The organism is Streptomyces sp. NPDC002209 (assembly GCF_042890265.1).
In the GTDB taxonomy this organism is placed as follows: domain Bacteria; phylum Actinomycetota; class Actinomycetes; order Streptomycetales; family Streptomycetaceae; genus Streptomyces.
Map to the genome: position 1 here is coordinate 20,457 of NZ_JBIARX010000023.1, position 22,927 is coordinate 43,383.

The following is a 22,927-nucleotide window of genomic DNA, read 5'->3' on the forward strand; positions in this document are numbered from 1 at the left end:
AGTCCTGGCACCCCCATAAAAGTCGCTTACCGCCCGCAATCCCAGCTGACTCGCGCACTTCCGGGCATAAGATCACCACGCTTCGGCTCCGCTCCCCCCACAGTCGGGCAAAACGCCGCACTCCGGCCCGGGCGCGGGCTATTGGGTGCACGTCACGAAGGCCGGGAGGGGGGTGTCCTCGATCAGGTGGCGGGGCAGGGACAGGGCGAAGCGGTGTTCGAGGACGGCGAGGGTGCGGCGGTCGCGGTCCGCGCAGGGTTCGTCCTCGGGGCGGGCGTGGGTGCCGTCCGGGGCGAGGATCCCCGCCGCGACCAGTTCCGGGAGCAGGAAGTCCGGCCGGTGGCCGCCGCGCCAGCCCTCCTCGCCGAGGCCGAAGCAGCACACGATCTCGCCGTCCCGGGCGTACGCGAACTGCTTGGGCGGGTGGTCCGGCTGTGGGTCGAGGTGGACGGCCTCGACGCCGGACCGGGAGACCTCGGACAGTCGCTCCGCCCCGGCCGGCATGCCGTGCTCGACGGCGAAGGACCAGCCGCCCCAGCTGCCGACGCGGGCCACGCCGTCGCCGTCCATGCTCTCGGTCACCATGCTCCAGGCGTCCGTCGCGCCCAGCGGGCCGGGCCGGATGCCCGGCAGCGCGCCGAGGCGCAGCGCGAGTTCGCCGGGTGTTATGCCGCGGGCGAAGGTGAGGCCGGCGTACCAGCCGTCCCAGTCCGCCAGCCACCGTATGCCGCCGCCCGAGCCGCCGGTCATCTCCACGGTCCCTCCGCGCGTCGTGCGGGCACTCCCCACCGGCACAATAATCAGTGCGCGGGGCGCTCCGGGAGGAGGCGCTCGACCATCGTCCCCACGAGTTCCTCCAGCGGGTACGGCTCGAGCAGCGCCGACGCGGTGCAGGAGCCGTACGGGCATGGGCGGTTCCCTGCCGGTGTCCGGACTGCGGAGCACGCACGGTGGCCACTCCACATGCAGTGATTCGGACACGCCGGCGGATGCGGCACGGTCCGGACCCTCCCCTCGAACGCTTCCCACGTGTCACGCTGCCCGTCATGGAGCGGATCATCGAGGAGATACGAGAGGACCTGTCGCGCCGCATCGCGGTGACGGCGGACCGGCTCGCCGACCGGACGCTGGCCGAGGACCCGGCGTACGCCGCCCTGCTCGGCCGGGCCGAGCTGCGCGAGCGGATCCACCACAACCTGCGGCAGGCCGTCGAGGGTCTGGTCCTCGGCGTCCGGGGGCTGCCCGTGGAACTCGCCGATGCGCGCGCCACCGGCACGCTCCGCGCGGAACAGGGCCTGCCGCTCGCCTCGTTGCTGCGCACCTACCGGCGCGGTGGCCGGCTGGTGTGGCAGGCCCTCAACGAGGCCGTGGCCGCGCACGATCCGGCGGCGCTGCCCCGGCTGCTGCCGGCCGCGGCCGTGCTGTGGGACGTACTGGACCAGCTGACGGACGCGGTGGCCGACGCGTACCGCCGTACGGAGGCCGCGCGCTGGGACCGCGACCGGGAGCGCCGGGCCGCCCTCCTGGACGCGCTGCTCGACGGCGCGGGTCCGTCGGACGGGCCCGCGGTCTCGGAGGCGGCTGCCCAGCTGGGGCTGCCCGAGCGCGGCCGGTTCGCGGTCGTCGTGCTCGGGGCGGGCGGCTCGGGCGGCTCCGGCGAGCCGGCCGCGAGCGGCCTGCGGGTGCTGTGGCGGATCCGCGCCGACGGCGAGACCGGCCTGGTGGAGCTGGGCCACCATCCGCTGGAGTCCGTACGGGAGCTGCTCGGCCCGCTCGGAGCCCGGGCCGGGGTCAGCCCGGTCGTGGAGACCCCCGGCGACCTGGCGCGGGCGCGCTGGCTGGCCGCGCTGGCGCTGCGCACCGTCCCGGCGTCCGGCGGTCCGTGCACCGCGCTGCTGGACGAGCGGCTGCCGACGGCGCTGGTCGCCTCGCAGGCCGAACTCGCGGGCCGGCTGCGGCAGGTGGTGCTGGGGCCGGTACTGGCGCTGCCCGCGGAGGACCGCCGGGTGCTGCTGAACACGCTGGGCACCTGGCTGACCTGCCAGGGCTCGACGACGTACGCCGCCCAGCGGCTGTACTGCCACCGCAACACCGTCTCGAACCGGCTGCGGCGCCTCGAGCAGCTGACCGGCCGCACGCTGTCCGACCCGGCGCACGTGGTGGAGCTGGCGCTGGCCCATGCGGCGGTGCTCCAGCGGGCCGCCGGCGAGGGGGCCGCACCGGGGGCGAAGCCGGCCGGCCGCGCCCCGCGCCGCAGCGGCTGACGTCAGGCCCTCGTCGACTCCGCCGGCTCGTGCGGCGCGGCCGGCCGGGCCGACTCGAGCAGGTACGGTACGTCGATCACCGCGACGCCCGGGGTGAACAGCAGCCTCGCCTTCAGCCGGAGCGCGTTCTGGTTGTGCAGCGGCTGCTCCCACCAGTGCCCGACCACGTATTCGGGGATCACCACGGACAGGATGTCCGTCCCCTCGGCGGCGGCCAGCTCCTGGATGTGCGCGAGCACCGGCCCGACGACCTCGCGGTACGGGGAGTGCAGGATCTTCAGCGGGACGCCCGGGTCGTGTTCCGCCCAGGCCTCGCGCAGCCGGCGCGCGTCCTCCTCGTCGGCGGCGACGGTGACGGCCGTGAGGGTGTCCGGCCGCAGCGCCTGCGCGTAGCCGAGCGCCTTCAGCGTCGGGGCGTGCACGTTGGCGACCAGCACCAGTACGTGGTGGCGGGAGGGTTTGCGCGGTTTGACCCCGGGGGCGACGGCGACCTGGGCCGAGACCCGGTCGTAGTGCCGGCGGACCCCCTTCATGCCGACGAACAGCAGCGGCATCGCGATGACGACCAGCCAGGCGCCGTGCGTGAACTTGGTGAGCAGGACGATGACCAGGACCACCGCGGTCAGGGTGGCGCCGACCGCGTTGATCGCCCTCCGGCGGTGGATGTGGATCCGCTGCTCCCGGGGCGTGGCCGGGGAGGCGAGCTCCCGCCGCCAGTGCCGGACCATGCCCGCCTGGGAGAGGGTGAAGGAGACGAAGACGCCGATGATGTAGAGCTGGATGAGGCGGGTCAGCTGGGCGTCGAAGGAGACGATGAGGGCGACGGCGACGAGCGCGAGCAGCACGATGCCGTTGGAGTAGACGAGCCGGTCGCCGCGGTTGAAGAGCTGGCGCGGCGCGTACCGGTCCTTGGCCAGGATCGAGGCGAGCATCGGGAAGCCGTTGAAGGCGGTGTTCGCGGCGAGGATCAGCACGCCCGCGGTGACGGCCTGGAGCAGGTAGAAGAGGAAGTGCCAGTTCCCGAAGGTGGCTCGGCCGATCTGGGCGAGCGCGGTGGACATCGGCGTGCCCGGCGGCAGGCCCAGCTCCGTCGGGTCGGCGGCGACGTGCACCTCGTACACCATGGCCAGGATGGTGATGCCGAGGAACATGGTCACCGACAGGACGCCCATCACGGCCAGGGTGTTGGCGGCGTTGCGGCTCTTGGGCTTCCGGAAGGCGGGCACGCCGTTGCTGATCGCCTCGACACCGGTGAGCGCCGTACAGCCGGAGGCGAAGGCGCGCATCGCGAGGAGCACCAGGCCCAGGCCGGTGAACGTGCCCTCGGCGGTGATGGGGAGGTCGGCGGACTCGGCGCGGATGGTCGCGCCGCTCGCCAGCCGGACCGCCGCCACGGCGAACATGACGTAGATGACGAGGACGAACCCGTAGGTCGGAATGGCGAAGATGCGTCCCGACTCCCGTACGCCGCGCAGGTTCATCATCGTCAGCAGCACCACGAACCCGACCGACAGGACGACTTCGTGGTCGCTGAGGGAGGGGATCGCAGAGGTGATGGCGTCCACGCCGGAGACCACGGAGACGGCGACGGTCATGACGTAGTCGACGAGCAGCGCGCTGGCGGCCGTCAGCGCGGCGGTCTGGCCGAGGTTCTCGGAGCTGACGATGTACGCACCGCCGCCGCCGGGATAGGCGTAACAGGTCTGCCGGTAGGAGGCGACGACCACGATCATCAGGAAGACGATGGCGGCGGCCGCGTACCAGGCGAGGTGGAGCAGCGCGACGCCGCCGAGGGCGAGGATCAGCAGGATCTCCTCGGTGGCGTAGGCCACCGAGGAGAGCGGGTCGCTGCAGAAGATCGGCAGCGCGAGCCGTTTGGGCAGCAGGGTCTCGCCCAGTCGCGCGGTGTCGAGCGGTTCGCCCACCAGCACGCGCTTCAGATTGATACGCCTCATCCCGGCATGATCGTGCATGTTTCATGCACTTTGTCCCTTATCTGGACTGTGTCATGGCGCGAACCCGGCCAGTTCCTCGGCCCGGTGAGCCAGCCACAGGTCGTGCCGTGCGCTCGGCGAGCGCAGCAGCGAGCGCTCCAGCAGCGCCTCGATCCGGGACAGCCGCTTGCGCGTGCCCGGCACCGAGATGCCGAGCGCGGCCGCCGCCGGGACCAGCTGCGCGTCGTGGAGCAGCCAGGCCCGTACGGTCTCCCGGGCGCCGGGCGGGGCGTCCCGCCCGGTCAGCGGCGCCAGGTGCGCGCGGGCCCAGGCCGCCAGGTCGGGGTGGCGCAGTACGCCGTCCAGGCCGTCCGCAGCGCCGGCCGCGCCGGCGCGGGGAGCCCGCGCGCCGGCGCCCGGGGAAGCCCCCGCGCCGCCGCCCGCCCCGCCCGGGGTCAGCCGCAGCGCGAGCGAGAGCGCCGCCTGCTCGGGGAGCCGCGCGAGGTCCGTGCCGAGCACCGACTCGATCAGGCGCAGCCGGGTGGCCAGGGTGTTGCGGTGGATCTTCAGCAGCCGCGTCGCGTGCGAGCAGAAGTTCAGCCACGCGTGCGCGGTGGCCCGCAGCTCCTGCGCGCCGGGGTCCTGGGGGCGCCGGGGCACGTACGTGTGCAGGGGTGCGAGCAGCGCCTCGGCCCAGCCGGTCCCGGCCGCATGGGCGGCCAGCTCCAGCTCGGGCCCGGGGCCGAAGCGGGCACGGCGCCCTACGCGGCCGCGGGCGACGGCCAGGGCGTGGAAGGCCTGGGTGTAGGCGGCCGGGGCCTCGCGCAGCGGCAGTTCCGTGCTGGCCCCGACGGTGCAGTCGCCGACCGCCGCCACCAGCGCCTCGGCCAGCGGATCGTGCTCGGCCGAGACCGCCGCGAGGTCGCCGGGGACCAGGACGATGAGGTGGCGCACGTACACCGGGCAGCGCACGATCCAGGCCCGGCCGCCCGTCAGCTCCTCGCAGAGCCGGGCCACCTCGCCGCGCGCCCCGGCCCGGCACTCCACGACGTACATCCGCATCGGCTCGGGCAGCGAGGGGCAGAGCGCCTCGGCGATCTGGTGGGCGGTGGAGAGCCGGCCGTTCATCAGCAGGTGCAGGACGGCCTCACGCGCCCGTGATTCGGCGAGTTCGGCCCGCTCCTCGCGCCGCTCGGCCTCCTCGGCCCGCAGGACGAGGGCCAGTACGGCGGCGGCGTCCGCGAGCAGGGCGGACGCTCCCGGGTGGTGCGGCAGGTCCAGTACGGCGGCCAGCGCACGGCTCCCGTCGAGCGCGAACAGCAGCGCGGCCGAGCGTTCGCCGTGCAGGACGGCCGAGCGCACGCCCCGGGCGTGCAGCTCCGCGGCCCCGCGGACGGCGAGCTCCGGACCCGCGGGTGCGCCGGCGTCCACCACGCCGGTCCAGCCGCCCAGCCGGGCGGCGAGCCACTGCAACAGCGCGGCCGAGCCGCGGGATTGGGCGAGCCGGTGCAGTTTGAGGACGTCCTCGGACCGGCTGCGGGTCCGGTCCGCCGGCGTGTGCGGGATGGGCGGGTGCGAAATGAGAGGTTCCCTTCGGTCCGGGTCGCGCTGTCGCAGTCAACCACCCGGCGCATCACTGTGCTCGGTGATACCCCTCCCGCCCGGTCACTGTGCACGGCGGACCCTGCGAACCGGCAACCGGCCGCCTAGGTTTGACCGCGAGCGGTCGGGCCCCGGGATCGACGGGGGAGTCCCCGGGGCCCCTCTCGCTCGCGCCCGGGCGCTCACATCCGGGCGGCCGCGCTGCGGATGGCCTCCCGGATGCGGAAGTAGGTGCCGCAGCGGCAGATGTTGGCGATGGCGTCGATGTCCTCGTCCGTGGGCGCGCCGGTGCGCTTCAGCAGGGCGACGGCGGCCATGATCTGGCCGGGCTGGCAGAAACCGCACTGGGCGACGTCCTGTTCGAGCCAGGCCTCCTGCACGGGGTGCAGCTCGTCCCCGTTCGCCAGCCCTTCGATGGTGGTCACCGTCTTGCCGGCGCACGCGGCGACCGGCACCACGCACGGGCGGATGTCCGCCCCGTCGAGATGGCTGGTGCAGGCCTTGCAGACGTCCACGCCGCAGCCGTACTTGGGGCCGCGCACGCCCAGCATGTCGCGGAGCACCCACAGCAGGGGCAGATCGTCGGGCGCGTCCACGGTGACGCTCTGCCCGTTGACGGTGAAGGTGTGCGAGGGCACGGCGGACTCTCCTGAACTGACGGGCTGTTCTAGCGGGGGTACGGGGTGAAGTCGACGTCGAAGTCGAGGGGGAAGCTGCGCGGCTTGTTGCCGGTGGCCCGGGCCCAGGCATTGGCGATGGCGCCCACCGCGGCGGGTACGCCGAGCTCGCCCGCACCGCCCGGCTCCTCCCCGGTGGCCGGCAGCACGAAGACCCGCACGTCCTGCGGGGTGTCGCGCTGCCGGGCCCAGTGGAACTGGCTGTAACTGCCCTCCAGCGGCAGCCCCTTGTCCAGGTGCAGCCCGGCCTTCAGGGTGGTGGAGATCGCGTCGGTGAGGCCGCCGATCATCTGGGCCTCCAGTCCGCGCGGGTTGACGGGCAGGCCCACGTCGACCGCGATGACGGCCTTGGTGACGCGGACGTGCTCCGGGTCGCGGGCGTCGATCTCGACCAGGCAGGCGGTGCGGGACTTGTACTCGTCGTGGAAGGCGATGCCCTGCGCGCAGCCCGCCGGCATCGGCCGTCCCCACTCCCCCTCGGTCGCCGCCTTGTCGAGCACCGCGCGCTGGGCGGCGGTCTTCAGGAAGGCGCGCCGGAACTCGTACGGGTCCTTGCCGGTCCGCGCCGCGAGTTCGTCGACCACGATCTCCTCGGCGCCCCGGGTGTTGGCGGAGTACACCGAGCGCCAGGAGCCGGTCGGTATGCCGGTGGGCACCTCGCTGAGCCCGTGGGTGGTGAGCCCGAAGTGGTAGGGGGACTTGACCGTGGTGTGGAACAGGGTCTGCGCCAGGGTCGCGTTGCCGATGCCGAGCGGCAGGCTGGCGGCGGTGGCGGTGATGATCTCGCCGAGCCCGTGCCGGAAGTCGGTCTCGGCGGCGGCCACCCGGTGCTCGAAGCTGAGCACCTCGCCCAGCAGATGGGTGGCGCGGATCTTGTGGTGGGTGGCGGGGCGCATCCGGCCGTGCCGGGTGTCGTCGACGCGGGTCCACATCAGCCGGACGGGACGGCGGCAGGCCTTGGAGACGCGGGCGGCCTCCAGGGCCGCGTCGAAGAAGAGCCGCCGCCCGAAGGAGCCGCCGGCCTGGACCACGTGCACCGTGACCTTGTCCAGCGGCAGGCCGAGGTCGGCGGCGATGGTCTCCCGGGCCACGATCGGGGACTTCAGCCCGGACCAGATCTCGGCGCGGTCGTCCCGTACGTCGGCCACCGCGGAGTTGGTCTCCATGGGCGCGTGGCTGACGAAGGCGAAGTCGAACTCGGCGTCGACGTACGGGGTGAGCAGCGGCGGCACCAGCAGCGGCGGGGTGGCGGCGCGCAGCTTGGCGCGGACCTGCGCGTCCGAGAGCTGGTCTGCGGGACCGGGACCCCAGGTGACCTGGAGGGCTGCCTTGGCGTCGAGGGCCTGCCCGAAGGTCTCGGCGACGACGGCGACGCCGGTCGGGATGGTCACGACGTGCAGGACGCCGGGCATGGCCCGGACGGCGGCCAGGTTGGCGACGGCCTTCACGCTGCCGCCGAGGGAGGGCGGGCGGCGCACCACGCAGGGCTTGGCGCCGGGCACGTCGAGGTCGAGGGTGTACTGCTGGGCGCCGGTGACCATGGCGCGGGCGTCGATCCGGCCGGTGGGCCTGCCGACGAGGGAGTGCTTCGCCGCCTTCTTCGGGGTGGCGCCGAGGACGATCAGGGTGGGGTCGGCGGCGGCCGCGGAGAGGCTGCCGTAGTCGGCCGTGCGTCCGTCGGGGGCCCGTACGGCGCCGTTCGCGGTGGTCAGCGAGGAGGCGGCGAGGCCCCACCGGCGGGCGGCCGCCGCGACCAGGCGGGCCCGGGCGGTGGCGGCGGCCTGCCGGACCGGCCCGTAGAGGGAGCGGATGGAGTTGGAGCTTCCGGTGAGCTGGTTGAACAGCAGCTCGGGCCGCGCGTCGTCCAGTTCCACGCGGACGGCGGCCAGCGGCGCGTCGAGCTCCTCCGCGACGAGCATGGCGACGGCGGTGGTGAGCCCCTGGCCGACCTCCTCGCGCGGCAGGCGGAAGCGGATGGTCCCGTCCGCCTCCACGGCGAGCGCCAGCAGGGCGGAGGTGGGCGCGCCGGCCAGGATGAACAGGTCGCCGAGGTCCACCAGATCGGCCGGGGCGGGCAGGCTCGGGACCACGGCGTGGGCGGGCTGCGGGGCGAGGACGTCGGCTCCGGCCCGGGTGACGAGGGCGAGCGTCGGCGCCGCGACGAGGTACGTGAGGAAGGAGCGGCGGCTCTGCCCGGTCATGTTGCTGTGTCCCAACCCCTGCACGGGCCCGCGTTCGCGGACCTCCTCCGACTCGTTACCGGCACGTAGAGTAGCGATCACGGGGTGGGGTGGGAAGCGGGGCGGCGTTACCGGCCGCGCGGGCAGGGGTCCTTCGTTCGGGGGGTACTCCCGCGGGGGTGTTGATCCGGCTCGGGTACGGGTTCTGCCGCCCGGAGGTCTCGTACATCTCGTCCGTACGATCGATCCGCCTCCTCCGGAGGGCCGGTTTCCGGCCGCGGGGGGACGATGGGAGGAGCGAGGACTGCACTCGCAAAGACACATGAGGAGGTGTGCGGCGGTGACGATGTTCATGGATGTCCACCACGGCATGAAGGGCATCACCGAAGCGGAGCTGATGGCCGCCCACAAGGCGGACCTTGCGATCGAGGGCGACGAGAAGGTGCACTTCGAGCGCGCCTGGGCCGACCCGGAGTCCGGCACGGTGTACTGCCTGTCCGAGGCGCCGTCCGCGGAGGCGGTGAAGCGGATCCACGAGCGCACGGGGCACCCGGCCAGCGAGATCCACCCGGTGCCGCTCGTCGTGTGAGACCCGGGGCGGCACGGGACCGCCGACGGGATGCCGGCAGGGCTGACCGGAAACGTTCGTACAGACGAAGGGGGGGCCGGGAGGCCCTTGGCATATGCCAGAAGCAACGACATTACGGATGTTGCCAAACGCCTTACGGGCCGTCGCCGCCTGTGCAACAGTCGTAACCGGTCCTTCCTTCAGACTTGGCCGTGCCGCGCCGCCTGTATCGGAGTTCTCATGCCGTCCCACCTCTTCGCGGACCGTCCCGCGCAGCCGCCCTCCGGTTCGGTGGACGCCCTGATCTCGCAGACCCGTTGGCTGCGCGGCGAGGTCGACGCGGTGCGCCGCGACACCGTCGTCGACGACGACGACGCCCAGGGCCGCTGGCAGCGCGCCCTGTGCGACCTCGCCGTACACCACCTCGACGACCTGCGCGAGCACCTGGGACAGCTCAAGGAAGGCCTGCCGCCCGCACCCGAACTCGAGGAGCTCCCCGAGGGGGCGCCGGCGGCCGGGACCGAGCCCCAGCAGACCCGTGTCGGCAGCGCCGAGTGGAACCTGCTCACCGACGAGGTCAACTGGTCCGAGGAGCTGTTCCAGATCTTCGGTCGCTCGCCCGAGGCGGGACCGCTCCCCCTCGACGAACTCGGCTCCACGCTCTTCTCCGAGGACCAGCCGCTGCTCACCTCGATGGTGACGGCCTGTCTGGTCGACGGCAAACCGATCGACGGCGAGTTCCGCATCGTCCGGGCCGACGGCCGCGTCCGGACGCTGCACATGCGAGGCGAGCCGGTGCTCGACTCCGACGGCTGCACGGCCTCCATGTGGGCCGTGCTCCGGGACGTGAGTGAGCTGCGCCGAAGCCAGCGCGCCGTACGCGAGTCCCGTGACTCGCTGCAGCGCCGGCGGGAGATCGCACAGACCGAGCACCGGCTGGCGGTCGAGCTGCAGGAAGCCGTGCTCCCCCCGTGGCGCGGCTCCCTGCGGTTCCCGCACCACACCACCGGAGCGCTCGACGTCGCCGCGCACTACCTGCCCTCCACGACGAGCGCCCTGATCGGCGGGGACTGGTACGACGCGCTCGAACTACCCGGCAGCTGCTCGCTGTTGACGGTCGGTGACCTGACCGGGCACGGGGTGACGGCCACCTCCGGGATGGCGATGATGCTGGGCGCCCTGCGCGGCATGGCCATGGCGGGGATCGAGCCCGGCCCGCTGATGGGCTGGCTCAACCAGCTCCTGGAGACCTCCGTACAGCCGGCGCTCGGCTCGGCCGTTTGCTGCCGCTACGATCCCGCGCGCCGTGTGCTGTCCTGGGCGCAGGCCGGCCATCCCGCCCCGCTGCTGTTCCGCGGCAGCTCGGGCCGCGCCTTGCAGCCGCCGGAGGGCGTACTGCTGGGCGCGACCTCCGGGGCGGCGTACGGGCAGGCCGAGGAACGCCTGCAGGCCGGCGACGTACTCGTCCTGCACACGGACGGACTGACGCCGCGCAGCATCGAGTTCAGCCGGGCGGACGGCACCGAGCGGCTGCTGGCCCTCGCGCCGCGGTTCACGGCGGCGCGGTCGGCTCAGGACTGCGTGCGGATGGTGGTCGAGGAATTCGGCGAGAGCGAACGCGAGGACGACGCCTGCGTCCTGGTGGCCAGGGTCGGCGGCTGAGCGCCGGTCGGTGACTCTTCAGGGCCGCGCCGGGAGGCGCGGCCTTTCTCTTCTCCGTACGGGTGCCGGTGCGCGCACCGGCGCGGGGTTCCCGCGCAAGGCCTAGACGGTGCGCTGCGTCGGGCTGTTCGGCAGGGCCATTTTGATCTCCGCGCGCAGGTCCTCGATGCGCGCGTACCCGGCGTACTGGCCGGTGAGCCGGTACATCTCGCGCAGCCGGTCCCAAGTCCGGTGCGAGGAGGTCTCGTTCATCGAGACCAGCGCGAGCCGGGCGTAGCGGTCGGCCTGCTCCGGGTCGTCGGCGATGAAGCAGGCCGAGGCCATGGAGATGTAGTCGAAGATCTGCGAGCGCTGGTGGCCGCCGGACCGCAGCCGAAGCGCCTCCCGGGCGTGCCGCTGGGCGATCGGCGCGACCGAGGGGTCGTGTTCGGCGAGGGTGCGGAACGCCAGGGCCTGCATGCCGTGCATGTCCGCCTCGTCGAAGTTCTGCATCCACGACGGCGGGGGCACGTCGCCCTTGTCCGACACGAACAGGTCCTCGGCCTCCCCGAGGGTGCGGCGCATCGCCTGTCCCTTGCCCATGGCGGCCTGTGCCCAGGCCTCGATGGTGTGCAGCATGGCGCGGGTGCGGGGCAGGGTCTGCTCGCCTGAGCCCGACTGCGCCAGCTTCATGAGGTCGAGGGCCTCGTGCGGCTTGCCCAGGTGGACCATCTGGCGCGCCGCCCGGGACAGCGCTTCGCCCGCCCGCGGCCGGTCCCCGCCCTCCCGGGCGGCGTGCGCGGCGATGACGAAGTACTTCTGCGCGGTGGGTTCGAGACCCACGTCGTGGGACATCCAGCCCGCCAGCACGGCGAGGTTGGCCGCCACGCCCCACAGCCGCCGCTGCAGGTGGTCGGGGTGGTGGTACGCGAGCATGCCGCCGACCTCGTTGAGCTGGCCGACCACGGCTTTGCGCTGCAGTCCGCCCCCCCGGGAGGCGTCCCAGGCGCGGAAGACCTCCACGGAGCGCTCCAGGGCCTCGATCTCCTGGGAGCCGATGGGGGCGGCCTCGTAGCGGTCGTAGCCGACCGGGTCGGCCTGGAAGGAGTCGCCGAAGGTCTGTGGGGCCTTGGCCGGGGCGGGATCGGTGTGCAGCCAGTCGTTCATGGCGTGGGTGAGGGCGGAGCCTGCGGTGAGCGCGACACCCGCGCCCATCAGACCGCGTCGGTTGAGCATGAGGTCCATTCCCGTGAATTCGGTGAGGACCGCGGCTGTGCGTTCGGGCGCCCAGGGCATTCCGTCGGGGTTCTCCTTCGCCCCGTCCGGCTGCCGTTTGGAGGTGCGCCGCTGCCGTACGAACCCGAGGTCCTCGATGGTCACGACACGACCGAGCCGCTCGGTGAACAGGGCTGCCAGTACGGTGGGCACCGGTTCGCGCGGGGTCTCCCCCATGTCGATCCAGCGCCGCACCCGCGAGGTGTCGGTCGCCAGCTGGTGGTGGCCCATGGCCGCCGCCTGCCGGTTGACCATCCTCGCCAGCTCACCCTTCGACCAGCCGGCCAGGCCGAACAAGTCGTTCAGGCGGGTGTTTGGTCCTTTGCTCACGTCAAGCCCCCAGGTTCTCGGCTGATTTGACAGTAGCCCTCCGTCAGGGGCCCCGCGCATATTCGCCAGGCTTCGCCAGGGCACGCTTCGTGGTCCGCCACCCACGGCCGGGTGTCAGGTAGGAATGCGCCTCCCCGACCCGGTCTCCGGGCGGAACTCCCCAGGGTGAAGTACGGGACCGGCGGGGCGGCGTACGCAACTCGTCGGCGCACGAAGGGATCCGTAACGCCATGTACGCAGCAACGTCCTCCGTGTCCGCCCCGGTCCGGCCGCACCGCACGCTCCAGGCGGGTGGCGGCCCCTACCTCGACCCCGGCCGCCAGGCGGCACCGGCGCAGGGCGCCGTACGGGCGCGGCGGATGCCCGGGGCCGGACCGCAGCCGCTCAGCGGAAGAATCGACCTGTCGGGACCGCAGGGTGCGCAACTGCGCACCGCGCTCGCCTCGGTGCAGCGCATCTGTCCCGAGTTCGCGCCGGTGCAGGTGCTGCGGCGCAGCGGCCGGTCGGTCCTGCTGGTCGGGACGACAGGCCGGATGACCGCCGTCGCCAAGGTTTTACTGGACCACTCGCCGGAATGGCGCGAGCGGTACCGGCACGAAATAGCGACGTACCGGGCGTTCGTCCGGCACCGCCCGCCGGTCCGGGTGCCGCGGCTGATCGCCGCGGACCCCGAGAACTGCACGCTGGTGGTCGAACGGATGGCGGGCCGGGTCGCAGCATTGCAGCGGCACCCCGTGGAGGCCCCGCCGCGGGCCGACGTACGGGCCGCCCTGGGCGCGGTGTGCCGGGTGAACCAGTGGCGCCCGCCGGCCGATCTGTTCGGGGACCCGCTGAACTACGCGCAGCGGGTGGCGCGGTACCACGAGCTGGGACTGCTCACCGACCGGGACCTGGGTGATCTGCAGAAGCTGCTGTGCGGGCTGAAACTGGCCGGCGTGCAGCGGCAGTTCAACCACGGTGACGCGCTCCTGTCGAACCTGCTGCTGTCCCCGGCGGGGCCGGTGCTGCTCGACTGGGAGCACGCGGGCTGGTACCTGCCCGGCTACGACCTGGCCACGCTGTGGACGGTCCTGGGCGACGCCCCGGCCGCGCGCAGCCAGATCAGCCGGCTCGCCCAGTCGGCCGGTCCGGCCTCGCGGGACGCCTTCCTGGTCAACCTGATGCTGGTGCTGACCCGGGAGATCCGGATGTGTGAGACGGCGGTCCAGCGCTCCATGCTGGCGAACGCCCCGACCCAGTCCCTGCCGGTGGGCGCCCTGTCCTCCGGCGAGGAGCAGCGGCTGCTGCTGCGCCGCCTGCACGACGACTGCGGCATGGCCCGCAGGGCGGTACGCGCGGCGGTCGGGACCCGCTGATCCCGGCGGCCCGCACCCCGTACGAAAATCCCGTGGTGTACGCACTCGATGTGCGTACCACGGGATTTCGTGCGTTCGGGGACGTCTCGCCCCGACTCGCCACCCCTGCACGTGCCTTGACATCACATGATCCCCCGAACACCTTTTCTGACTCAGCATCAGACATGCTGGAGCCGCCGTCCCCGCCCTCCCCACTCCGCTGGAGCCCGCCCATGTCCGCAAGCGCCGGTCCCGTACGCCCTGATCCCGTACGCCCTGATCCCGCGAGCCCCGGTCCCGTACCGGCCGATCCCGCGCGCCCTGCCCTCCCCTCCCGCCGGACGGTCCTCGCCGGGGCCGGGGCGGGGGTGGTCGCGGCCGCCGTGCTGCCGTCGGCCGTCGCACGCGCCGCGGACGGGGTCCCGCTCGGCGAGTACGACGTCGTCGTGGTGGGGTCCGGGGCCTCCGGGATGACGGCCGCGCTCACCGCCGCCAAGCGGGGTCTGAGCGTGCTGGTGGTCGAGAAGGCGCCGACCTTCGGCGGTTCGGCGGCGCGTTCCGGGGCCGGGATCTGGCTGCCGAACAACTCGGTGATCCTGGCCGCGGGGGTGCCGGACACCCCGCAGAAGGCAGCGGCGTACCTGGCGGCGGTCGTCGGCGACGGCTCGCCGGCCGACCGGCAGGCCGCCTTCCTCGCCCACGGTCCGCGGATGCTGGACTTCGTGATGGCCAACAGCCCGCTGCGCTTCCGGTACATGGACGGGTACAGCGACTACTACCCGAACCTCCCGGGCGGACTGGCGAACGGCCGGTCCATCGAGCCCGACCAGCTCGACGGCAACGTCCTGGGCGCCGAACTGGCCCGGCTGAATCCGGCGTACATGCCGGTCCCGGCCGGGATGGTGGTGTTCAGCCAGGACTACAAGTGGCTGAACCTGGCGGCCGTGAACGCCAAGGGGCTGGCGGTGTCCACGGAGTGCCTGGCGCGCGGCACCAAGGCCGCGCTGTGCGGGCAGAAGCCGCTCACGATGGGCCAGGCGCTGGCGGCCGGGCTGCGGGCCGGACTGATGCAGGCGGGCGTGCCGGTCTGGCTGAACAGCCCGCTGGTCGACCTGGTGCAGGAGGCGGGCGCGGTCACCGGTGTGGTGGTGGAGAAGGAGGGCGTACGGGGTGTCGTACGGGCCCGCAGGGGCGTGGTCGTCGGATCGGGCGGCTTCGAGCACAACGCGGAGATGCGGGCGCAGTACCAGCAGCAGCCGATCGGCACCCAGTGGTCGGTGGGCGCCAAGGAGAACACGGGCGACGGGATCCGGGCCGGGCAGCGGGCGGGGGCGGCGCTGGCGCTGATGGAGGACGCGTGGTGGGGTCCGTCGATCCCGCTGCCGGGCGAGCCGTACTTCTGCCTCGCCGAACGCACCCTGCCGGGCGGGCTGATCGTGAACGGGGCGGGCGCGCGGTTCGTCAACGAGGCGGCGCCGTACAGCGATGTGGTGCACGTGATGTACGAGAAGGACCGGGGCGCGGTCGGCTCGCACATCCCGGCGTGGCTGATCGTGGATCAGAACTACCGCAACAAGTACCTGTTCAAGGACATCCTGCCGACGATCGTGTTCCCGGACTCGTGGTACCAGGCCGGCGCGGCGAAGAAGGCGTGGACCTGGGACGCGCTGGCCGGCCAGATCGGGGTCCCGGCGGGAGCGCTCCGGGCGACCCTCAACCGGTTCAACGCGCAGGCGTGGAACGGGACCGACCCCGACTTCCACCGGGGCGACACGGCGTACGACCACTACTACACGGACCCGGGGGTGCAGCCGAACTCGTGCCTGGCCCCGGTCTGGGCGCCGCCGTTCTACGCCTTCAAGATCGTGCCGGGTGACCTGGGCACGAAGGGCGGCATCGTCACGGACGCGCGGGCGCGCGCCCTGCGGCCGGACGGGTCGGTGATCCGGGGCCTGTGGGCGGCGGGCAACGCGAGCGCGGCGGTGATGGGGCACAGCTACGCGGGGGCGGGGTCGACGATCGGCCCCGCGATGACGTTCGGCTATGTGGCGGCGAACGACATCGCGGACGCGTAGGTGACGGCGGCTGCTAGCCCTGCTGGAAGAGCTCGGCGGGCAGCGGCTTCAGGAGGGCGTACAGGTCGTCGGTGATGGGCCGGTCCCAGCTGGCGATGGTGACCAGCACGTTGTCGCTGCGGTCGAACTGCACGCAGCTGATCCGGCCCTCGGAGAGCTTGATCTTCCGGACGATGAGGAGGTTGTCGCCCTGCATGACGGGGCAGTCCTCGGTGCCGGTGACCTCGACGTCCTCGTCGTTCTCGAGGGCGTCGAGGAGCTGGGCCACCTCGAAGGGGACCTGGCCCTCGGTGAGCTCCCGGGCCGGAGAGCCCTCGGGGAGGTTGCCGATGATCATTGCGGGGCCGCGTCCGCCGAACAGGTCGTAGCGGAGAAAGACGCCCTGGCAGCTGCCGTCGGGCGCGGGCAGCAGCCCGGCCCCGAGATTGCCCGGCCAGTCCCCCGGGTCCATGGCCAGGACGTCGAAGTCCGGGCCGGCGGGTGTGGCGGCGCGGTTGCGGCGGAGGAAGGACATGCCGCCATGGTACGTGCCCGCCCGCGTTTTCCGGTCCCGGGCCCCGCCCGTCCCCCGGAGGGCGTGCCTGCGGGCCCGGCCTGCCGCGGCGGGGGGTGGGGGCGGCTGCGCGGGGCGGGGAGGGGCCCGCGCCGCGGTCAGACCGGCGGGACCAGGGTGAAGTAGTGCCGCAGCAGGTCCGCGTCCCCGGTGACGGCCAGATCGGTGGACGGGATCCGCCGCCAGAGGAACAGCATCAGGTCCGACGCCGTGCCCGCGGCCTCGACGTCCACCGGGTCCGTGACCGCGTGGCCGACCAGGACCCGCTCCCCCGAGAACGTGACCGTCCAGGACTCGGGCCCGTCCGTCCGCCGGAAGCGGTACCGCTCCCCCGCCCCGGCCGGGGCCCCGGCCACGGCCCGCCGGAACGGGGCCATCGCCTCGAAGGTCTGCGGGACCGCGTCCGCGGCGATCGCCGCGGCGACCGGCTCCGGCGCCCCGGTCGCGGACTGGGCGTCCCACCGGTGCACGGCCAGCTCGATGGTCTGCATGCGCAGCCAGAAACCGCTCGTGCGGTCCCCGGAGTCCGCCGACCACGTCCACACCAGCACGTCCGGCCCGAGCTCTGCGAAGAGGGCTTCCAGCTGCCGCGCGCCCTGGGCGAACCACTCCGTCAGCGCCTCCGGCACCGGCCCCCGGTTCGGTTCGCCCTCCGGCTTCGGCCAGGCCGCCCGCACCGCCGGGTCCCGCGGGAGCTCGAAGAGCGTGGGATCGGTGTGGTCGGGGGCCTGCGCGAGGCGCTCGCGCAGGATGCGGGCCACGAACCGGTGCACCGCGCCCAGGTGCCCGACCAGGTCGGCGACCGACCACCCGGGGCAGGACGGCACCAGCGGAACCGGGGCGGCACCGTCGATCGCCCGCCGGACGGCCTTCTCGAAGGCCGACGTCTCGTTGCGGAAGTGGGAGAGCCTCGTCGAGTGGTCCATGGGGTTGACCCTGCCCCCGCCGGCAGCGGCCGTATCACCTCGAGCTGCGGGCGAACACCTCCAGCGCCTCGCGGAGACCGGTGCGGTCCGTGCCGAGTTTGCGGCAGACCGCCGACAGGATCGGGCCGGACACCGCCGGGTCGCCTTCGGCGGCCCGGCGCGCCAGTCCGGCCTCTTCCTCCGTGAGGGCGGCCTCGGGCGCCGCGGCGCACGGCAGCGCTCCGCCGAGCGCGAGCACGGCGTCCACCGCGCCGCGCTCCAGGCCGTCGGCGCCGCACTCGCGGGCGGTCACCGCCGCCCGGGTCAGCAGGGCCGTGTCGCGCAGCTCGGTTCCCAGTGCGGCGAGGGCGAGCGCCAGCTCGTACCCCGCGGGCGACTCGGACAGCAGGGACACCGCTTCGGTCAGCAGCGCCGGACGCTCTGCCGGGGGTACGACCTCCGCGGCGACCCGCAGCGCCTGGCCGATGCCCGAGGGGGCGCCGAAGGCCCGGGCCCGGCGGACCGCGTCCTCGGCCAGGTCGCGGGCCCGCTCGGGGTCCTGCGCCGCCACCGCGCGGGCCAGGTGCAGCTGCCAGGGGCACCAGGACGGGTTCTGGATCCCGCGCCGGCTCAGCCTGCGGTCCACGGCCTCCAGTTCGGCCGCCGCCGCCTTCGTCTGGCCGCGGGCCAGCAGCAGTTCGGCGTACACGGTCTGCGCGTCCGGGAAGACCACCGCCGCCGGGAAGGACTCCCCGAACCCGTGCTCCTGCGCCAGTTCCCAGGCCTCGTCCACCCGGCCCCGCGCGAGCAGCGTCGTGGCCAGGATCGCGATGCTGTACCAGTGCACGGGAGTGCCCCGCCCCACGCGTTCGGCGAGCCGCAGCCCGGCCCGGGCCAGCTCCTCGGCCTCCGCGAGGCGCCCGCGCCGGTAGCGGATGTACGCGCGCAGGCTGTACGCGAAGGACAGGTGGGCCCCGCGCCAGCCCTGCCGCTCGAACTCGGCCGTGCCGGCCTCGAACAGCTCCTCCGCCCGGCCGGGCCGGTCGGCGTACATGTGGACCATGGCGGCGAGGACCGGTACCTCGAAGCCGCGGTCCTCGTAGGCCCAGCTGAACTCCGCGCCCAGGGCCCGTACGGCGTGGTGGAGGACCACGTCCACCGGTTCGCCGCGCAGGCAGGCGTCCCAGGCGCGCAGCCCGATGATGTACCGCTCGGTGAGGTCGCGGCCGGTCAGCCGGTCGGCGAGGCGGGCCAGCCGGCGCGAGCGCGCCGGGGAGTCGGGCTCGACGGCGTCGAAGGCGTCCCACATGAACTGCTCGGACTGCAGGCGCAGTCGGGTCCGGGCGTCCGGGGTGTACGGGATCTCCCGCGCGAGCGAGTCCGAGGCCTCGGCGAGGCGGTCGCTGTGGGCGAGGACCTGGGCGAGCCGGATGACGATGCCCTGGCGCAGCGCGGGGTCGTCGAAGGGTTCGGCGAGCGCGGCGCGCAGGTGGTTCACGGTGTTCGCGGGTTCGGTGAGCAGCGAGGCGCAGCCGAGCTCGTACAGGACGGCCGCGCGTTCGCCGAAGTCCGGCGGCTCGCGCAGGGCGCGGGCGAGCTGGCGGCGGGCCGCCTCGGGGGCGCCGGCCCGCAGGTTCTCGGCGGCGGCCTCGCGCAGGGTCCGCACCACCCAGGGGTCGTTCTCGGGGTGGGTCTCCAGCAGGTGGCGGGCGGCGTTGGAGGCGCCGAGCCCGGCGTCGACGACGGCCACGGCGGCCTGTCCGTGGAGGGCGACCCGCAGTGCGTCGGGGATGGCCCGGTAGAGGGCGGTGGCGATGAGCGGGTGGACGAACTCCAGCCCTGCGTCGGGCTCTTCGCCGGGCCCGGACAGGATGCGGGCCTCCCGCAGCCGCCCGGTGGCGTCGGCGGCCTCCTCGGAGCCGAGGCCGGCGACCCGGGCGGCGAGTTCCTGCGGGATGGCGGTCCCCAGGACGGCGCAGGCCCAGGCGAAGCGGACGGTGGTGGGGCCGAGGCGTTCGAGGCGGGCGACGAGGCCGCTGCCGCGCTGGGCGGCGGCGAGGTCGCGCAGCAGCGGGGCGCTGGCCGAGGTGGGGTCGAGGCCCTTGTCGCGGACCTTCGCGGTGAGCTCGACGGCTTCGAAGGGGTTGCCGGTGGTGACGGCCCAGGCCTCCCGGCAGAAGGCCTCGTCGGCGTGGTCGCCGACGGCGTCGCGGACCAGGGTGGAGACGGCGGCCTCGGTGAGCGGCGCGAGGGCCAGCGGGCGGTGTCCCGCGCGGCCGGGCAGCGTACGGAAGGCCTCGGCGTGCGCGGGCAGTTCCTCGGGGCGGTACGCGACGACGAGGAGCAGCGGGAGGTGCTCGGCGCGCGGGGCGAAGGCGGCGAGCCAGGAGAGGGATTCGGGGTCGGCCCAGTGGGCGTCGTCGAGGACGAGGGCGACGGGGGCGCGCTGCACGGTGAGGTGGGTCAGGACCCAGTCGAGGCCGTCGCGCAGGCCCTGGGGGTCGGGCGGGGCGCCTTGTTCGGGGGCGCACAGGCCGAGCGCGGGGCCGACGATGGGGTACCAGCTGCCGAGGGCGGCGTGCAGTTCCGCCTCGGAGCGGTCGGCCAGCTGGGGCTGGATGAGCTGGCGGGCGACGTGGAAGGGCTGGCTCTGTTCCTGTTCGCCGCCGCGGGCGGCCAGGAGCGTGCAGTTGAGGGCGAGGGCGCGGCGGCGCACCTCGGCGAGCAGGGTGGTCTTGCCGAGGCCGGCGGGGCCGGAGAAGGCGAGCAGCGCGCCGCCCGCGACGGCATCCGTACGGCCGTCGCCGCCGGAGCCGGTGAGCTGCTCCAGGGCTTCGTCCACGGTGGCGAGTTCCGCCTCGCGTTCGAACATCCTTCGCCGTTTGCGGGTCCGGCGCTCCGTCATGGCTGGTACCCCCCAGGCCTGTTCGGGGCATCAGCGTACGCCCGCGCACGCGTGGGGGAAGGCCCTCTGCCTGGAAAGATCGGAATCTTTGGTATCGGGCCGTTGCAGGCCTTTACGGGTGTCCCTCTTGCGCCGAACGGGTTGCCAGTTGCTCCAGTACCGCGACGGCCTCGGCCGCCCGCTCGGCGGGTACGAAGAGGTGGTCGTGGTGGTACCCGGCGATGACGTTGCAGCTGAGTCCGTGCGCGGCGAGCTCGGCGGCGAAGGCGCCGGTGAGGCCGACGGCGTCGAGGGCGGAGTGGATGCGCAGGGTGATCCACCCGGCGGTGTAGTCGTAGGTGAGGCCGGCGGAGTCGGCGTCCTCCTGGCGCAGGACCAGGGTGAGCCCCTCGGCTTCCAGGACGGTGGCGACGGGCGTGGTTCCGCGGGGCGGTGCGGTGGCTCCGGGGACGGTGCAGAAGACGTACCGCCCCTCGTGCAGCTCGGGGCGCATGCCGCTCAGCAGTTTCCTCAGGTCGCTCTCGCCGCTCATGCGGCCACCCTACCTATCATCCCGCTATGACCGATTCCGCGCCGGCAGGGTCGGCGCCCGCGGAGGGCGAACGGCACGCGTCCTGGCTGGAGCTGTTCTTCGACCTGACGGCGGTGGCGGGCGTCGCCCAGCTGGCGCACCTGCTGCACGGCAGCCCCGGCGGGGACGACGTGGCGCTGTACGCGGTGATGTTCCTGGCCTTCTGGACGGGCTGGATGCTGTTCACGGTGTACGGGAACGTCAGCGGCGAGGAGGTCCGCACGTGGACGGTGCTGGCGGGGATGTTCGGCATGGCGGTGATGGCGGCCTCGGTGCACGGCGTACGGGAGGACCGGGCGGGGGCGTTCGCGCTGGCCTACATCCTGGTGCGGTCGCTGGCCGGCAAGGCGTGGGAGCGGCGCGGGGAGTACGTGCCGGACCTGCCGATCACCCAGCTGGGGCTGGGGCTGACGCCGTGGGTCGTGTCGATGTGGTTCGACGGTACGGCCCGGTACGCGCTGTGGGCGCTGGGGCTGGCCATCGACCTGGCGGTGATGTTCTCGGTGTCCGGCACGAGGCTGGCCGCGCGGGTGGACGCGCAGTACGCGCAGGAGGCGGCGCGCCGGCGGCGGGCCGCGCCCAAGCCGGTGGCGGCCCTGATGGACGCGCCGCATCTCGGGGAGCGGCTGGGCCTGTTCCAGCTGATCGTGCTGGGCGAGGCGGTGGCGCAGGTGGTGGCCGCCGCCTCCCGGGTGGAGTGGGACGCCGCCCTGTACGGGGTCGGGGTCGGCGCGTTCCTGCTGCTGCTCCTGCTGTGGTCGCTGTCGCTGCGGCACGGGGCGGACGGGGTGCCGCTGCTGGCGTGGGACGTCCTGCCGGTACGGCTGGTCCTCCCGCTGCACTGCTTCGTCGCCGGCTCGGTGGCGGCGCTGGCGGCGGCGCTCGGCAACGCGGTGGAGTACACGGACCATCCGGTTCCGGAGTCGGTGCGGTGGCTGCTGTGCGGGAGCCTGGCGGTGTACCTGGCGATCGCGGGGGTGGCGTCGGCGGGCTCGGGCCGTGGGAAGCGGGAGGTCCTGCTGCTGGTGGGGCCGCCGCTGGCCGTCGTACTGGCGGCGGGGGCGGCGGCCCGGGAGGCCGCGGCCGTACAACTGGTGTGGCTGCTGGTGCTGGCGGCGGCGTGGCCGCGGGTGCTGGTGGAACGCCTCCCGCGGACGCCGCCGCCCCCTCACCAGGTCGCCCGGCCCCCGTTCGCGTAGATCCGGCGGTGCCACCAGGCGAGGGGGCGGCCGCTCCAGTCGGTCCAGCGGTCGGCGGGCGGGTCCGGTTCGGGCAGGGTGCGCCGGCGGAACTCCGTGTCCAGGCCGCGCAGGACGCGGCCCAGAGCGGTGCGCGCGACGGGCGGCAGGGTGTGGTGGAGATCGGCGAGTTCGTCCCGGACGACGGCGACGTCGTCGCGCGCGCATCCGGGGCAGGCAGGACACGGGGAAGGGGCCAGGAGCAGGGGGCCGCCGGGGCGGCTCAGGAAGGCCCGGTACCGCGTCAGCAGGTCGGTGACCTCGTCGCCCCGGCCGGGCCGGGCCCAGTGGACCGCCGCGGCGGCGGCGGGCGGGAGCCGGTCCACGGAAGGCAGTTGCCATGCCCAGGCGGGCGGCCGCCGGTCCTCGTACGTTCCTCGTTCGGCGCGCAGCGCGCCGGGCCGTCTACGCGGCATCGCCCTTTCGGCGGATGGTGATCGTCATACCGGCCACCCTCGCACATCCGGGCGGCCGCGTCAGGCGGATTGTGCGGCGGCGCCACCGGCGCGGCGGCTCCGCGTCCGGTGGTGCGCCGCATCGGGCCGGCCTACGTCAGGTCGAACTCCCCGCCCCGCGCGTTCATGACGAACTTGCGCCACTCGTCCGGCGCGAAGATCAGCGAGGGGCTCTCGGGGCGGTCGCTGTTGCGCATCGCGATGAACCCCTCGACGAAGGCGATCTGGACGTCGCCCGCTCCCCGGCTGCTCGACTGCCAGTCCGCCTCGCTGAGATCGAGATCCGGCTTGCCCCAGCCGGCCAGGGGCTGCGAAATCATGCTTTCGGCCACGTGCGTGCTCCTCCCGGTACGTCGTCCGGGGGCCAGAGTAACCATCGCAGCGGGTGCCGCACAGGCCACGGTGAGTCACCCGTGGCCG

18 protein-coding genes are annotated in these 22,927 nt (G+C 73.8%); 6 read left to right on the forward strand and 12 right to left on the reverse strand.

The window, feature by feature from the left end:
- Positions 1–138: 138 nt before the first annotated feature.
- A complete protein-coding gene (locus tag ACFYXK_RS30145) occupies positions 139–750 on the reverse strand; it encodes a DUF6461 domain-containing protein (RefSeq protein ID WP_389414050.1) in 612 nt (203 codons plus the stop codon).
- Between the two features lie 296 nt (positions 751–1,046).
- On the opposite strand from ACFYXK_RS30145, the gene ACFYXK_RS30150 reads away from it, so the two are divergent.
- Entirely contained in the window at positions 1,047–2,264 is a 1,218-nt protein-coding gene (locus ACFYXK_RS30150; protein ID WP_389413997.1) for a PucR family transcriptional regulator, read from the forward strand.
- A gap of 2 nt (positions 2,265–2,266) precedes the next feature.
- On the opposite strand, the gene ACFYXK_RS30155 is transcribed toward ACFYXK_RS30150, so the two are convergent.
- The 4 genes from ACFYXK_RS30155 to ACFYXK_RS30170 all read right to left on the reverse strand — a co-directional run bounded on the left by ACFYXK_RS30155 (position 2,267) and on the right by ACFYXK_RS30170 (position 8,678).
- On the reverse strand, positions 2,267–4,219 hold the full coding sequence (locus ACFYXK_RS30155) for an APC family permease (protein WP_389413998.1): 1,953 nt from the start codon (positions 4,217–4,219) through the stop codon (positions 2,267–2,269).
- 51 nt (positions 4,220–4,270) lie between these two features.
- Complete coding sequence (locus tag ACFYXK_RS30160; RefSeq protein ID WP_389413999.1) at positions 4,271–5,671, reverse strand: helix-turn-helix domain-containing protein; 1,401 nt, start codon at positions 5,669–5,671, stop codon at positions 4,271–4,273.
- Between the two features lie 311 nt (positions 5,672–5,982).
- Complete coding sequence (locus tag ACFYXK_RS30165) at positions 5,983–6,438, reverse strand: (2Fe-2S)-binding protein (protein ID WP_389414000.1); 456 nt, start codon at positions 6,436–6,438, stop codon at positions 5,983–5,985.
- A 29-nt stretch (positions 6,439–6,467) separates the two neighbouring features.
- On the reverse strand, positions 6,468–8,678 hold the full coding sequence (locus ACFYXK_RS30170; protein ID WP_389414001.1) for a molybdopterin cofactor-binding domain-containing protein: 2,211 nt from the start codon (positions 8,676–8,678) through the stop codon (positions 6,468–6,470).
- A gap of 319 nt (positions 8,679–8,997) precedes the next feature.
- On the opposite strand from ACFYXK_RS30170, the gene ACFYXK_RS30175 reads away from it, so the two are divergent.
- Both ACFYXK_RS30175 and ACFYXK_RS30180 read left to right on the forward strand, forming a co-directional pair.
- Positions 8,998–9,246, forward strand: a complete 249-nt coding sequence (locus tag ACFYXK_RS30175) for an SCO4226 family nickel-binding protein (protein WP_389414002.1) — start codon at positions 8,998–9,000, stop codon at positions 9,244–9,246.
- A gap of 219 nt (positions 9,247–9,465) precedes the next feature.
- A complete protein-coding gene (locus tag ACFYXK_RS30180) occupies positions 9,466–10,887 on the forward strand; it encodes a PP2C family protein-serine/threonine phosphatase (protein ID WP_389414003.1) in 1,422 nt (473 codons plus the stop codon).
- A 102-nt stretch (positions 10,888–10,989) separates the two neighbouring features.
- On the opposite strand, the gene ACFYXK_RS30185 is transcribed toward ACFYXK_RS30180, so the two are convergent.
- The gene (locus ACFYXK_RS30185) at positions 10,990–12,471 is read right to left on the reverse strand and encodes a hypothetical protein (protein ID WP_389414004.1); all 1,482 of its coding nucleotides are present in this window, start codon (positions 12,469–12,471) and stop codon (positions 10,990–10,992) included.
- Between the two features lie 230 nt (positions 12,472–12,701).
- Here ACFYXK_RS30185 and ACFYXK_RS30190 point away from each other — a divergent pair, with 230 nt between their 5' ends.
- Both ACFYXK_RS30190 and kstD read left to right on the forward strand, forming a co-directional pair.
- The gene (locus ACFYXK_RS30190) at positions 12,702–13,826 is read left to right on the forward strand and encodes an aminoglycoside phosphotransferase family protein (protein WP_389414005.1); all 1,125 of its coding nucleotides are present in this window, start codon (positions 12,702–12,704) and stop codon (positions 13,824–13,826) included.
- Between the two features lie 212 nt (positions 13,827–14,038).
- Positions 14,039–15,880, forward strand: a complete 1,842-nt coding sequence (gene kstD, locus ACFYXK_RS30195) for a 3-oxosteroid 1-dehydrogenase (protein WP_389414006.1) — start codon at positions 14,039–14,041, stop codon at positions 15,878–15,880.
- Between the two features lie 13 nt (positions 15,881–15,893).
- Here the strand turns inward: kstD and ACFYXK_RS30200 are convergent, their stop codons facing one another.
- From ACFYXK_RS30200 to ACFYXK_RS30215, 4 genes are all read right to left on the reverse strand, one after another.
- Entirely contained in the window at positions 15,894–16,394 is a 501-nt protein-coding gene (locus tag ACFYXK_RS30200) for a hypothetical protein (protein WP_053787178.1), read from the reverse strand.
- A 137-nt stretch (positions 16,395–16,531) separates the two neighbouring features.
- A complete protein-coding gene (locus ACFYXK_RS30205; protein ID WP_389414007.1) occupies positions 16,532–17,359 on the reverse strand; it encodes a maleylpyruvate isomerase N-terminal domain-containing protein in 828 nt (275 codons plus the stop codon).
- Positions 17,360–17,393: 34 nt separating this feature from the next.
- On the reverse strand, positions 17,394–20,210 hold the full coding sequence (locus ACFYXK_RS30210) for an ATP-binding protein (protein ID WP_389414008.1): 2,817 nt from the start codon (positions 20,208–20,210) through the stop codon (positions 17,394–17,396).
- 145 nt (positions 20,211–20,355) lie between these two features.
- Positions 20,356–20,775 carry an ACT domain-containing protein gene (locus tag ACFYXK_RS30215; protein WP_389414009.1) on the reverse strand — a complete coding sequence of 140 codons (420 nt, stop codon included), beginning with the start codon at positions 20,773–20,775 and terminating at the stop codon, positions 20,356–20,358.
- A gap of 26 nt (positions 20,776–20,801) precedes the next feature.
- Here ACFYXK_RS30215 and ACFYXK_RS30220 point away from each other — a divergent pair, with 26 nt between their 5' ends.
- Entirely contained in the window at positions 20,802–22,013 is a 1,212-nt protein-coding gene (locus tag ACFYXK_RS30220) for a low temperature requirement protein A (RefSeq protein WP_389414010.1), read from the forward strand.
- Here the strand turns inward: ACFYXK_RS30220 and ACFYXK_RS30225 are convergent.
- Together ACFYXK_RS30225 and ACFYXK_RS30230 are read right to left on the reverse strand one after the other, a co-directional pair.
- Positions 21,983–22,468 (reverse strand): hypothetical protein, encoded by a 486-nt coding sequence (locus ACFYXK_RS30225; RefSeq protein ID WP_389414011.1) that lies wholly within the window; start codon positions 22,466–22,468, stop codon positions 21,983–21,985. The two genes, ACFYXK_RS30220 and ACFYXK_RS30225, sit on opposite strands and share 31 nt — an antisense overlap.
- Before the next feature lie 131 nt (positions 22,469–22,599).
- On the reverse strand, positions 22,600–22,839 hold the full coding sequence (locus tag ACFYXK_RS30230; RefSeq protein WP_053787172.1) for a DUF397 domain-containing protein: 240 nt from the start codon (positions 22,837–22,839) through the stop codon (positions 22,600–22,602).
- Positions 22,840–22,927: the final 88 nt, after the last annotated feature.